Genomic DNA, 12,625 nt, shown 5'->3' with positions numbered 1-12,625 from the left:
GATGCCGGCCCCCGGACAGTCGGCGCGTCCGGTCCTCGTCTGCGGCGAGGTGCGCACCTGTCTGCTGCCGTCCTTCCAGGCACTGGACGGCCGGGCCGCCGCCCAACTGCTCAGGCTGCGCGCCGACGAACACGTCCGGGTCTCCGAGCGGCCCAACCTCTACGTCCGCTCGCCGGAGGTGCTGACCGGCGTGGACTGCCGGCTGCCCACCGCCAACGGCGCCCGGGTCCGGGCCGTCGGCACCGTCGCCGCCCGCGCCGCGCTCACCGAGGGCCGGGTGCTCCAGGCCACCGCCTGGTTCAGCGCCCCCGCCGCCGGGCCCGATCTACGGCGGCCCTGGGGGCAGTACCTGGTCCGCCCCGGGCTCGTCGAACCGTTCGGGAAGCTGCCCGAACAGGCCATCGCACAGGGCGTGTTGCGCGGCGCCGGGCGCGGTGAGCTGGACCTCGGGATGATCGCGGAGGGACTGCTCGCCCAACTGCTGCGCCATGCCCTGCTCGACCACAAGGCGCCCTTCAAGTCCCGCCGTACGCAGCTGCGGTGGACCGCGCGCAGGGCCCCGGCCGGCGCGGGCCCGGCGCTGACCCGTTTCACACTCGCCGAGGACGGCCTGCGCACCATGGAGCTACGGCTGCCGGAGGACATCCCGGCGGCCGCGGCGGCGAGCCTGTGCGAGGACCTCGCACTGCACGACTGGCTGCTCACGACCGTCGTGCACATGCTGGACACCAGCCGGCTCGGCGCCGCGGACGGGCCCTCGGCCGTGCTCGCGCTGCGCCCGGCCGTCGACCATCTGCTGCATCTGTGGATGCCGCGCGCCCATGTGGACCGCTCACTCGGTCATCTCTGGGACGAGCTGGAACAGGAGCCGGGGTTCACCCGCCAGTGGCGGAGCCTGGTCCAGCGGATCCGCGACCAACTGGCCGTCCAGACCATTCCGTTGCTGCACCAGGCGCTGAGTACGCGCTGAGGGGCGGCCGAACGACACACCCGACGGGGGAGACATGAACGGAGCGACGACAGGAGACGTCAGGACAGCACCACCGCCGCAGGACGAACGCCGGTCGAGACTGTTCAGGAAGACACTGGTCACGGTCTTAGTGGCGACCGGAACGTTCTTTCTCACCAACGTCCTGACCCCGGACGCCGGGGAGCAGTGGCAGTGGACGATGCCCGTGGTGGTGGGCAGCGCGGTCCTGATCATGCAGTACCTGGTGGACTTCGGTGAGCGGCTGGAGGCCGTGGAGGAGTCCCAGAAACGGCGGATCCGCGGGATGCGGGACAGCCTCGCCGACCATCACCGCGAGATGCGGTCCGCGGTCGACGAGAGCTTCGCGAAGATCAACGCGGCGACCGAGCTGTTCAGCCAGGTGGACCGGTCCGTGCTGCGCTCCGACGGGGTGACCCGGCTGGCGCGGAAGTACACCCAGGTCGGCGAGCACGGCTCGGAGATAGTGAAGCGGTTCGCACAGGAGGAGATCGCCAGCCTCGCGCTGCTGATGGAGTCCCTCAGCAACGGCACCGCGGACTGCCCCGGCGAGAACCACGAGTGGCTGATCGACCTGACCGCGTGCACCAAGAAGACGCTCTACGCCACCAGCACCTCCGTCGACCGGGACTTCTGGTCCAGTGGCCCCGGCAAGCGGTACCTGGTCGCGCAGGGCGACGCGATCCGCAAACGGGGCGTGGAGATCCGGCGGCTGTTCCTGGTCGACTCCCCGGACGAGATCACCGAGGCCCTGCGCAAGCTGTGCGAGAGACAGCGCAGGTACGGCATCGACGCGCGGATCGTGGACCAGTCGGAACTCGACAGCGCGCCGGTGACCTCGGTGAACGACTTCATCATCTTCGACGGCGAGCTGTGCTACGAGATCGAGCCCGATGTCCGGGCCGCGCCCACGAAGACCACGCTGAAGATGACCGCGGACCATGTCCTGGAGCGCGTCGAGCGCTTCGACGACCTGTGGGAGGCCAGCAGTGCCGAGTGATCCTTCCGGAGTGTAGGCGCGCAGTGTCGTCGGAGGGACACGAAGAGTGAAACAGGGGAGGCCGGGGGAACAGACGGGACGGAAAGCAGCGTGCGCAGCGGGGAAGGAATGACTGCCGTGAAGCCACCCGTCGGTTCCCACGTCGTCGACACCCGGTCCGGACGGATCGGCGTGGTCATGGGCCATGAGGGCCCGTACGTCCAGCTCAGACCGTACGGCGGCGGGCGCGAGTGGGACGCGGCGCCGGAGTCGGTCCGGCAGGCCACGCCCGCCGAGCGGGCCGGTGCGATGCCCGCGCACACCTGCGGTGAGGTTCCTTGACGCCGGGCGTTAGGGTGCGGCGGCATGGGTTTGTGGAGTTGGAGGAAGAGGGGCCCGAAGGCGGCCCGCCGTTATCCCGTGCCGCTCACCGCGCACCAGTTGTGGATGGTGTCCCTGAGCGCGCCGGTGAGCCGTGACAAGAGCGCCTCACGGAGTACTTTGTACCCGTTCGTTCGGATCGACGACGACAGCGCCCGGCACTGGCTGACCGAGCAGTGGGGGATCAGCTCCCGGGCGGCCCTCGTCGACCGCCTGGACGACCTGTCCCGCACCGGCTACCGGGCCCGGGCGCAACGGCTCACCGGGGTCTCGCCGCTCGCCTGGGACGCGGCGCTGTACGTCGACATCTCGCGCCGGGGGTTCGCCTGCGGGCTGCTCGACGAGGGCGACACCTGGACCGCGCTGAAGAACATCGTGCCGTCGGTGGTGCGGACGTACGCCTCCTGGCACGAGTACGCCGACCACTACCTGCTGGGCCGCCAGGTCTGGCAGGACACGCTGCGCGGCACCCCCGACGCCGACTTCCCCGCGCCGCAGGCGACGGCCGACGCCCATCTGCGCTCCCTGCTGGACCCGGCCAACCGCACCAGCCCCTGGAACCAGGCCCCCTGGACCGCCATCAGCAGCCCCGACCGCCCCCGCGGTACGAGAGAATGACCCCATGAGCCTGTTCCGCGACGACGGCATCGTCCTGCGCACCCAGAAGCTGGGTGAAGCGGACCGCATCATGGTGTGCTCATCCGGGGGCCAACCCCCGGTCCCCCGGCCGCAACCCCGTGGCGGCGCGCGATGAGTCTCTTCCGGGATGACGGCATCGTTCTTCGCACCCAGAAGCTCGGCGAAGCCGACCGCATCATCACGTTGCTCACTCGTGGACACGGGCGCGTGCGGGCGGTGGCCCGGGGGGTGCGGCGGACCAAGTCGAAGTTCGGGGCCCGGCTGGAGCCGTTCTCCCACGTGGACGTGCAGTTCTTCGCGCGGGGCAGCGAGCTCATCGGGCGGGGGCTGCCGCTGTGCACGCAGAGCGAGACCATCGCGCCGTACGGCGGGGGCATCGTCAGCGACTACGCGCGGTACACCGCCGGGACGGCCATGCTGGAGACCGCCGAGCGGTTCACCGACCACGAGGGCGAGCCGGCGGTCCAGCAGTACCTGCTGCTCGTCGGGGCGCTGCGGACGCTCGCCCGCGGTGAGCACGCCCCGCACCTTGTTCTCGACGCCTTCCTGCTGCGGTCGCTCGCCGTCAACGGCTACGCCCCCAGCTTCGGCGACTGTGCGAAGTGCGGGATGCCCGGACCCAACCGTTTCTTCTCGGTCGCCTCCGGGGGCTCCGTATGCGTCGACTGCCGGGTGGCCGGTAGCGTCGTACCCTCGCCGCAGACCCTGGAACTGCTCGGTGCGCTGCTTACGGGAGACTGGGGCACTGCGGACGCCTGCGAGCCGCGGTACGTCCGGGAGGGCAGCGGACTGGTCTCCGCCTACCTGCACTGGCATCTGGAGCGCGGGCTGCGTTCGCTTCGGTACGTGGAAAAGTAAGGGAGTCGAGGGGCACATGGTCGTACGCGGGATCCTGGGGCGGCAGCGTCGGGAGTACAGGGCGCCGGAGCCGCATCCGTCCGGGGCCCGTGCGCCGAAGCTCCCCGGGGAGCTCGTCCCGAAGCATGTGGCGATCGTCATGGACGGGAACGGGCGCTGGGCCAAGGAGCGCGGGCTGCCCCGCACCGAGGGCCACAAGGTCGGCGCCGAGCGGGTGCTGGACGTGCTCCAGGGCGGGGTCGAGATGGGCGTCGGGGCGATCTCGCTGTACGCCTTCTCCACCGAGAACTGGAAGCGCTCGCCCGACGAGGTGCGCTTCCTGATGAACTTCAACCGCGACTTCATCCGCAAGACCCGTGACACGCTCGACGAGCTGGGGATCCGGGTGCGCTGGGTGGGCCGGATGCCCAAGCTGTGGAAGTCGGTCGCCAAGGAGCTCCAGATCGCGCAGGAGCAGACCAAGGGCAATGACAAGCTCACGCTGTACTTCTGCATGAACTACGGCGGGCGGGCCGAGATCGCGGACGCCGCGAAGGCGCTCGCGGAGGATGTGCGGGCCGGGCGGCTGGATCCGTCGAAGGTCAACGAGAAGACCTTCGCGAAGTACATGTACTACCCGGACATGCCCGACGTGGATCTGTTCCTGCGGCCCAGCGGCGAGCAGCGGACCTCCAACTACCTGCTCTGGCAGAGCGCTTACGCCGAGATGGTCTTCCAGGACGTGCTGTGGCCGGACTTCGACCGCCGTGACCTGTGGCGGGCGTGCGTGGAGTTCGCGTCGAGGGACCGGCGGTTCGGGGGCGCGATCCCGAACGAGGAGCTGCTGGCCATGGAGGGCAAGCAGGACTGAACGACGAGGTCCGGGGGCGGCAGCCCCCGGACCGTCACAGGTTCACGCGGCGGCGCACTCCGCGCACGTGCCGAAGATCTCCACTGTGTGGGCCACGTTCACATAGCCGTGTTCCGCCGCGATCGCCTCGGCCCACTTCTCCACCGCGGGGCCCTCGACCTCGACCGCCTTGCCGCAGACGCGGCAGACCAGGTGGTGGTGGTGTTCGCCGGAGGAGCAGCGGCGGTAGACCGACTCGCCGTCGGAGGTGCGCAGGACGTCGACCTCGCCGGCGTCGGCGAGGGACTGGAGCGTGCGGTAGACCGTCGTCAGCCCGACCGAGTCGCCCTTGTGCTTGAGCATGTCGTGCAGTTCCTGCGCGCTGCGGAACTCGTCGACCTCGTCCAGGGCCGCCGCGACGGCGGCCCGCTGCCGGGTGGAGCGGCCCTTCACGGGCGGTCCAGCGGTCGTCACGGGGTGCCTCCTCAGGTCTGCCTGCCCGGGCCATTGTGCCAGCCCGGGCTGTCGGCGGTCAGACACCGACCTTTCCCCCGCTGCCCCGGCTGGCCGGAATTACACACTCGGCCGGGTCGCCGGTTTCCTGCGCCGCCGCCAGGGCCTTCGCGCGGCGCCGGGCCAGCGGCGCGGCCAGCGCGGTCAGCAGGATGAACGCGCCGATGGTCAGCAGCACGATGGTCGCGCCGGGCGGCACGTCCTGGTAGTACGAGGTGACCGTGCCGCTGATCGTCACGGTGACGCCGATGGCGACGGCGATGGCGAAGGTCGCGGCGAAGCTGCGGCTGAGCTGCTGGGCCGCGGCCACCGGGACCACCATCAGCGCCGACACCAGCAGCAGGCCGACCACGCGCATCGCGACGGTCACCGTCACGGCCGCGGTCACCGCCGTCAGCAGGTTCAGCGCCCGCACCGGCAGGCCCGTGACCCGCGCGAACTCCTCGTCCTGGCTCACCGCGAACAGCTGGCGGCGCAGGCCGACGGTGACCAGGACCACGAAGGCCGCGAGGACGCAGATCGCGGTGACGTCCGACTCGCTCACCGTCGACAGGGAGCCGAAGAGATACGAGGTGAGGTTGGCGTTGGAGCCCGTCGGCGCGAGGTTGATGAACATCACGCCGCCCGCCATACCGCCGTAGAAGAGCATGGCGAGGGCGATGTCGCCTCGCGTCTTGCCGTACCAGCGGATGAGCTCCATGAGGACCGCGCCGAGGACGGAGACCAGGGTCGCCATCCACACCGGGGACCAGGAGAGCAGGAAGCCGAGGCCGACGCCGGTCATCGCGACATGGCCGATGCCGTCGCCCATCAGGGCCTGGCGGCGCTGGACCAGGTAGATGCCGACCGCGGGGGCGGTGATGCCGACCAGGACGGCGGCGAGCAGGGCCCGCTGCATGAAGGCGTAGTCGAGGATTTCCATCAGCTCAGCAGTCCCGTGCGGATCGGTTCGGCGCCCGCGGGGGCGTGCGGGTGGACATGGTCGTGGCCGGGCAGCGCGTGCTGGCCGACGGCCTCGGGCGGCGGGCCGTCGTGGACGACGCAGCCGTCGCGCAGGACCACCGCGCGGTCGATCAGCGGCTCCAGGGGGCCCAGTTCGTGCAGGACGAGCAGGACCGTCGTACCGGCCTCGACCTGGCCGCGCAGGGTCCGGGCCAGGACCTCCTGGCTGGCCAGGTCGACGCCCGCCATCGGCTCGTCCATGATCAGCAGTTCGGGTTCGGCGGCGAGCGCGCGGGCGATCAGCACCCGCTGGTGCTGGCCGCCGGAGAGCGCGTCCACGGAGTCCTTCGCGCGGTCCGCCATGCCGACCAGCTCCAGGGCCCGGTTCACGGCCTCGCGGTCCGCCCGGCGCAGCAGGCCGAAGCGGGCGCGGGACAGCCGGCCCGAGGAGACCACCTCGGTCACCGTGGCCGGGACGCCGCCCGCCGCGGTGGTGCGCTGCGGGACGTAGCCGACGCGGTGCCAGTCGCGGAAGCGGCGGCGCGGGGTGCCGAACAGCTCGATCTCACCGGCGCTCACCTGCACCTGGCCGATGACGCTGCGCACGGCGGTCGACTTGCCGGAGCCGTTGGCGCCGAGCAGCGCGACGACCTCACCGCGGTTCACGGTGAGGTCGATCCCGCGCAGGACGGGGCGCGAGCCCAGGTCGGCGCGGACACCGCGCAGGGAGATGACGGGCTCGCTCATGAGCTCCTCCGAGCTGGTCATTTCGCTCCCAGGGCGCTCTGCAGCGCCTTGAGGTTGGACTCCATGACCTGGAAGTAGTCCTTGCCGCGGGAGTCGTCGGTGATGCCCTCGATCGGGTCGAGAACGTCCGTCCTGAGGTTCGCGTCGCCGGCGAGCGTCTTCGCGGTCTTGTCGCTGACGAGCGTCTCGTAGAACACGGTGGTGACGCCGTCGGCCTTCGCCGTCTTCTCCAGGTCCTTCACGCGCGAGGCGCTCGGCTCGGACTCCGGGTCCAGGCCGCTGATGGCCTCCTCGGTGAGGCCGTAGCGCTCGGCGAGGTAGCCGAAGGCGGCGTGCGTGGTGATGAAGACCTTGGTGTCGGTGTTCTTCAGCCCGTCCTCGAACTTCGTGTTCAGGCCGTCGAGCTGCTCGACCAGGGCCGCGGTGTTCTTCTTGTAGTCGGCGGCGTGGTCGGGGTCGGCCTTCTCGAAGGCCTTGCCGATGCCCTCGGCGACCTCGGCGTACTTCATGGGGTCGAGCCAGATGTGCGGGTCCGCCCCGCCCTCCTCGTGCTCGTGGTCGTGCTCCTCGGCGTGCCCGCCGACCTCGGTGCCGTGCTCCTCCAGGGAGGTCAGCTCGGTGGCGTCGATCTTCGTCCCGGCCTCGGACTGGGCGATCGCCTCGTCGACGGAGGGCTGGAGCCCCTTGAGGTAGAGGGCCGCGTCGGACTCCTGGAGCTGCGCGGTCTGCTTCGCGCTGATCTCCAGGTCGTGCGGCTCCTGGCCGGGCTCGGTGAGACTGGTGACGTTCACATGCTCCCCGCCGATCCGCTCGGCGAGGAAGGCCATCGGGTAGAACGACGCGACGACGTCGAACTTCTCCGTGTTGCCCGCGGCGGCGCTGTCGGAGCAGGCGGAGAGGGTGCCCAGGGCGAGGGCCGTGGCGGCCGCCACGGCCACCCCGGATATGTGGTGTCGTCGTACGTTCATGACAGTCATTTTCAACAAATCTGGAAACCGTTGTCAACAAGGTGGGGGTGGGGAACCGATTTGATACAGGGGTGGGCCGCGCCGGTAACCTGAGGCATTCGCTGCCGTCCATTCGTAATGAAGAGAGCACCGTGGCCGCCGACAAGATCGACACCATCGTCAGCCTGAGCAAGCGCCGTGGCTTCGTATTCCCCTGTAGTGAGATCTACGGCGGTCAGCGCGCCGCCTGGGACTACGGGCCGCTCGGTGTCGAGCTCAAGGAGAACCTCAAGCGCCAGTGGTGGCGCTACATGGTGACGTCGCGCGAGGACGTCGTCGGTATCGACTCGTCCGTCATCCTGGCCTCCGAGGTCTGGGTCGCCTCCGGCCATGTCGCCACCTTCACGGACCCGCTGACGGAGTGCACCTCCTGTCACAAGCGGTTCCGCGCCGACCACCTGGAGGAGGCGTACGAGGCCAAGAAGGGCCACCTCCCGGAGAACGGCCTCGCCGACCTCAACTGCCCCAACTGCGGCAACAAGGGCCAGTTCACCGAGCCCAAGCAGTTCTCGGGCCTCCTCTCCACCCACCTCGGCCCGACGCAGGACAGCGGCTCGATCGCTTACCTCCGCCCCGAGACCGCCCAGGGCATCTTCACCAACTTCGCCCAGGTGCAGACCACTTCGCGCCGCAAGCCGCCGTTCGGCATCGCCCAGATGGGCAAGTCGTTCCGCAACGAGATCACGCCCGGCAACTTCATCTTCCGCACCCGTGAGTTCGAGCAGATGGAGATGGAGTTCTTCGTCAAGCCGGGCGAGGACGAGAAGTGGCAGGAGTACTGGATGGGGCAGCGCTGGAACTGGTACACCGGTCTCGGCCTGCGCGAGGAGAACATGCGGTGGTACGAGCACCCGAAGGAGAAGCTCTCCCACTACTCCAAGCGCACCGCTGACATCGAGTACCGCTTCCAGTTCGGCGGCAACGAGTGGGGCGAGCTGGAGGGTGTCGCCAACCGCACCGACTACGACCTCGGCGCCCACTCCAAGGCCTCCGGCCAGGACCTCTCCTACTACGACCAGGAGGCCCAGGAGCGCTGGACGCCGTACGTCATCGAGCCGGCCGCCGGTGTCGGCCGCGCGATGCTGGCGTTCCTGCTGGACGCCTACGTCGAGGACGAGGCGCCCAACGCCAAGGGCAAGCTGGAGAAGCGCACGGTGCTGCGCCTCGACCCACGGCTGGCCCCGGTGAAGGTCGCGGTGCTGCCGCTGTCCCGCAACCCGGAGCTGTCCCCGAAGGCCAAGGGCCTGGCCCAGGCGCTGCGCCAGCACTGGAACATCGAGTTCGACGACGCGGGTGCCATCGGCCGCCGCTACCGCCGTCAGGACGAGATCGGCACGCCGTACTGCGTGACGGTCGACTTCGACACCCTGGACGACAACGCGGTCACCGTCCGCGAGCGTGACTCGATGAAGCAGGAGCGCGTCTCCCTGGACCAGATCGAGGGCTACCTCGCCTCGCGTCTGATCGGCTGCTAGTCACCGAAGGCACACAAGAACCCCGGTTCCGTAACAGACGTAACGGAACCGGGGTTTCGCCCATCCCGGGCGCATTCGGCTCCGAAGGGGAGGACATGCGCGGCCCACCGGGGGCCACGCGTCCTTTACGGGGGCACCATGCGCAAGCAAGCAGTCATCGGAGCGGCCGTTCTCGCCCTGGCCATCGGTTCCGGCGGGTACGTCGCGGCGAGCGACGGCCCGGAGCGGTCCGGATCGGCGGTCGCCACGCAGACCGGCTCCGGGGCCGGGTTCTCCGGCGCCGCGGGCGACCGGCTCCGGGCCACCGGCCTCACCGCCGACCAGCGCCTCGTCAGCTTCCGCCTCGACCGGCCCGGCAGCGTCCTGCCGCTCGGCAAGGTCAGCGGGCTGCAAGGAGACACCAGGCTCGTCGGGATCGACTACCGGGTGCAGAACGGCAAGCTGTACGGCGTCGGCGACCGGGGCGGGATCTACACGGTCCGGGAGATCGGGGCCCGCGCCACCAAGGTCTCGCAGCTCGGCGTCGCCCTTCAGGGCAGCTCGTTCGGCGTCGACTTCAACCCGGCCGCCAACCGGCTCCGGGTGGTCAGTGACACCGGCCAGAACCTCCGGCACAACATCGACGACCCCGCGGGCGCGCCCGCCGCGGGCAGCACCGCGGTCGACGGCACGCTCACCAACCCGCCGGTCCCGCCCGCGACGACCGGCACGACGGCGAACGGCGTGACGGGGGTCGCGTACACGAACAACGACCTGAGCGCCGCCACGGCCACCACCCTCTTCGACCTCGACACCGCCCAGGACCGGGTCTCGGTGCAGTCCCCGGCCAACGCGGGCAGTCTCGCCCCCACCGGCGGGCTCGGCGTGGACGCGCCGGCCGACTCCGGCTTCGACATCTACAGTTCGGCCGGCCGGGGCACCAACACCGGTTACGCGGTGACCGGTTCGCGGGTCCTCCGGGTGGACGTCCTCACCGGGGCCGCGCGGTCCACGGGCTCGTTCCCGCAGGGGCGCCAGGTGGTGGATCTGGCGATACCGCTGAAGCAGGGCTGAGTGGTCCGGGAAGCGGACTTCCGATTGGTCCTGTAACCGGGACGGCGGCCGGGTCAGGGTGGCGGCATGAGCATCGCGTTCCTGCTGACCACCCTGATCGTGGTCGCCACCCCCGGCACCGGTGTCGTCTACACCCTCGCGGCCGGGCTGTCGTACGGGCGGCGGGCGAGTGTCGTCGCCGCCTTCGCCTGCGCCCTCGGCATCCTGCCGCACATGGTCGCCACCATCACCGGCGTCGCGGCGCTGCTGCACGCCAGCGCCACGGCCTTCCAGATCCTCAAGTACGCGGGTGTCGCCTACCTCCTCTACATGGCCTGGGCCACGCTGCGCGACAAGGAGGCGATCACCGTGGACCGGACGACGGCGCCGCTCTCCTCGGGCCGGATGATCGTCCGCGGAGTGCTGATCAATCTCCTCAACCCCAAGCTGACGATGTTCTTCTTCGCCTTCCTGCCCCAGTTCGTGGACCCGCAGGGCCCGGGCGCGGTACCGCGGATGCTGGCGCTGAGCGGGATCTTCATGCTGGCGACCTTCGTGGTCTTCGCCCTCTACGGCATCCTGGCCGCCTCGGTCCGCAGCCAGGTCACCTCCCGGCCCCGGGTGATGTCCTGGCTGCGGCGGACCTTCGCGGGCTCGTTCGTGGCGCTGGGCGCCAAGCTCGCCTTCACCGCCCGCTAGTGATGACCGACCGTCACCAGGCGGTCGGTGCCCGGATGTTCGAGTTCGTCGAGCACGGCGACGGACAGGTCCTCGGCGCTGATCCAGGAGCGGCCGTCGGGGGCCGTGAGCAGGGTGTCGGTGCCGCGTCGGTAGCGGCCGGTCCGCTCGCCGGGCTCCAGCAGGGCGGGCGGGGCCAAGTAGACCCAGCCGTCGTCGGAGTGCGCCTCGCAGGCCCGCAACTGGGCGACCCCGGCCGCGGCGACGGGCCTCACCTCGGCGGGCACGTACACGGGGTTGTCGGCGACCGGCAGCGCGGGGTCCTCGGGACTGCGCAGCACTCCGGCGCCGCCGACCACCAGGACGCGTATGCCGGAGTCGAGCACCGCACGGGTCGTACCGACCAGGAAGTCCTGGTCGACCGGTTCGGTCCGCACCGCGACCACCACGGCGTCGGCGCCCGCGAGTGCCTCGCGCAGGGCGTCCGGGTCGCTCGCGTCGACCGGGTGCGACGTCACGTTCGGGTGCTCGGCGGCGGGCTTGCGGGACAGTGCGCGCACCCGGTGTCCGCGTGCGGCGGCCTCGGCGACGACCCGGCTGCCGACCATGCCGGTGGAGCCGAGGACGGCGATCGTCATGTCCTTCATGTCCTTCTCGGGGTCCCTTCTCTTTGTGAACAGGCGTGACAGGTCAGGGGAGTTGAACTGCGCGGCGAGCAGGGCGGTCAGGGCGAGGGCGAAGCCGAGGGCCTGGAGCGTGCCCAGGGTCTCGCCGAGGGTGAGGCCGACGAGGGTCGCCACCAGCGGGGACAGCAGCACCAGCGGGGCGGAGGCGCCGACCGGGAGCCTGCCGATTCCGCGGAACCACAGCGTGAACGAGATCAGCCCGCCCATGCCGCCGAGCCACAGATAACCGGCGGCGGCCTCGGCGTCGATCGCCGGGGGCGCTCCTTCGAAGAGCACCGTCAGCGGGAGCAGCACCACGCCGCCCGCGGCCAGTTGCCAGCCCGCCAGGGTCATCGCGCCGACCCCTTCCGGGCGCCCCCAGCGCTTGGTGAGGACGACACCGACCGCCATGCCCGCCGTACCGCCGAGCCCGGCGAGCACACCGACCGCGTCAAGGCGGGCCTCGGGGCCGAGCACCACGAGCCCGACCCCGGCCACGCCGAGGACACCCCAGGTCCAGGTCCACGCCGTCGGCCGGGTGTGCAGCGCGGCGATGGCCAGCCCGGCGACCAGCAGCGGCTGGACCGCGCTGAGGGTGCCGGCCACCCCGCCGGGCAGCCGCTCGGCGGCCACGAAGAGCAGCGGGAACAGCGCCCCGATGTTGAGGGTGCCGAGGACGGCCGCCTTCCACCACCACGCGCCGCGCGGCAGCACCCGGGTGATCGCCAGGGCGAGGAGTCCGGCGGGCAGGGCGCGCATCAGCCCGGCGAACAGCGGGTGCCCGGAGGGCAGCAGTTCCGTCGTCACCGCGTAGGTGGTGCCCCAGGACGCGGGGGCGAGAGCGGTCAGCGCGACGGTCGCCGCGTGCCGCGCGTACGAGTTCTGCATGTGC

General features: G+C 70.8%; 14 protein-coding genes. 9 read left to right on the top strand and 5 right to left on the bottom strand.

Going from position 1 to position 12,625, the window contains the following annotated elements; translation table 11 throughout:
- Nucleotide 1 precedes the first annotated feature (1 nt).
- The 6 genes from STRCI_RS13910 to STRCI_RS13885 all read left to right on the top strand — a co-directional run bounded on the left by STRCI_RS13910 (nt 2) and on the right by STRCI_RS13885 (nt 4,695).
- Nucleotides 2-970 carry an SCO2521 family protein gene (locus STRCI_RS13910; protein ID WP_269659246.1) on the top strand — a complete coding sequence of 323 codons (969 nt, stop codon included), beginning with the start codon at nt 2-4 and terminating at the stop codon, nt 968-970.
- Between the two features lie 130 nt (nt 971-1,100).
- Nucleotides 1,101-1,988 carry a DUF6879 family protein gene (locus tag STRCI_RS13905; protein WP_269659245.1) on the top strand — a complete coding sequence of 296 codons (888 nt, stop codon included), beginning with the start codon at nt 1,101-1,103 and terminating at the stop codon, nt 1,986-1,988.
- 117 nt (nt 1,989-2,105) lie between these two features.
- On the top strand, nt 2,106-2,309 hold the full coding sequence (locus tag STRCI_RS13900) for a hypothetical protein (RefSeq protein ID WP_269659244.1): 204 nt from the start codon (nt 2,106-2,108) through the stop codon (nt 2,307-2,309).
- A 159-nt stretch (nt 2,310-2,468) separates the two neighbouring features.
- Nucleotides 2,469-2,966 carry a DUF1266 domain-containing protein gene (locus STRCI_RS13895; protein ID WP_269659242.1) on the top strand — a complete coding sequence of 166 codons (498 nt, stop codon included), beginning with the start codon at nt 2,469-2,471 and terminating at the stop codon, nt 2,964-2,966.
- 132 nt (nt 2,967-3,098) lie between these two features.
- Nucleotides 3,099-3,845, top strand: a complete 747-nt coding sequence (gene recO / locus STRCI_RS13890) for a DNA repair protein RecO (RefSeq protein WP_269659241.1) — start codon at nt 3,099-3,101, stop codon at nt 3,843-3,845.
- 16 nt (nt 3,846-3,861) lie between these two features.
- On the top strand, nt 3,862-4,695 hold the full coding sequence (locus tag STRCI_RS13885; protein WP_269659240.1) for an isoprenyl transferase: 834 nt from the start codon (nt 3,862-3,864) through the stop codon (nt 4,693-4,695).
- A 42-nt stretch (nt 4,696-4,737) separates the two neighbouring features.
- On the opposite strand, the gene STRCI_RS13880 is transcribed toward STRCI_RS13885, so the two are convergent.
- Genes STRCI_RS13880 through STRCI_RS13865 form a run of 4 tightly spaced genes read right to left on the bottom strand, consistent with a single transcriptional unit; the run spans nt 4,738 to nt 7,844 of the window.
- Entirely contained in the window at nt 4,738-5,148 is a 411-nt protein-coding gene (locus STRCI_RS13880; RefSeq protein ID WP_269659239.1) for a Fur family transcriptional regulator, read from the bottom strand.
- 58 nt (nt 5,149-5,206) lie between these two features.
- Nucleotides 5,207-6,109, bottom strand: a complete 903-nt coding sequence (locus STRCI_RS13875) for a metal ABC transporter permease (protein ID WP_269659238.1) — start codon at nt 6,107-6,109, stop codon at nt 5,207-5,209.
- Nucleotides 6,109-6,876: a metal ABC transporter ATP-binding protein gene (locus STRCI_RS13870; protein WP_269659237.1), complete on the bottom strand. Its 768-nt coding sequence runs from the start codon at nt 6,874-6,876 to the stop codon at nt 6,109-6,111. The genes STRCI_RS13875 and STRCI_RS13870 overlap by 1 nt, the downstream gene beginning before the upstream one ends.
- A gap of 17 nt (nt 6,877-6,893) precedes the next feature.
- Nucleotides 6,894-7,844, bottom strand: a complete 951-nt coding sequence (locus STRCI_RS13865) for a metal ABC transporter substrate-binding protein (RefSeq protein ID WP_269659236.1) — start codon at nt 7,842-7,844, stop codon at nt 6,894-6,896.
- Between the two features lie 131 nt (nt 7,845-7,975).
- Between STRCI_RS13865 and STRCI_RS13860 the strand changes: the two genes are divergently transcribed.
- From STRCI_RS13860 to STRCI_RS13850, 3 genes are all read left to right on the top strand, one after another.
- Nucleotides 7,976-9,358, top strand: coding sequence for a glycine--tRNA ligase (locus STRCI_RS13860; protein ID WP_269659235.1), 1,383 nt, complete (start codon nt 7,976-7,978; stop codon nt 9,356-9,358).
- Between the two features lie 138 nt (nt 9,359-9,496).
- Nucleotides 9,497-10,411, top strand: a complete 915-nt coding sequence (locus STRCI_RS13855) for a DUF4394 domain-containing protein (protein ID WP_269659234.1) — start codon at nt 9,497-9,499, stop codon at nt 10,409-10,411.
- A 66-nt stretch (nt 10,412-10,477) separates the two neighbouring features.
- On the top strand, nt 10,478-11,089 hold the full coding sequence (locus STRCI_RS13850; RefSeq protein WP_269659233.1) for a LysE family translocator: 612 nt from the start codon (nt 10,478-10,480) through the stop codon (nt 11,087-11,089).
- Here STRCI_RS13850 and STRCI_RS13845 read toward each other — a convergent pair.
- Nucleotides 11,086-12,621: an EamA family transporter gene (locus STRCI_RS13845; protein WP_269659232.1), complete on the bottom strand. Its 1,536-nt coding sequence runs from the start codon at nt 12,619-12,621 to the stop codon at nt 11,086-11,088. The genes STRCI_RS13850 and STRCI_RS13845 overlap by 4 nt on opposite strands.
- Between the last annotated feature and the right edge of the window lie 4 nt (nt 12,622-12,625).

The sequence above is a fragment of the Streptomyces cinnabarinus genome, from assembly GCF_027270315.1.
GTDB lineage: Bacteria > Actinomycetota > Actinomycetes > Streptomycetales > Streptomycetaceae > Streptomyces > Streptomyces cinnabarinus.
This window is presented reverse-complemented; position numbering and strand designations above follow the sequence as displayed.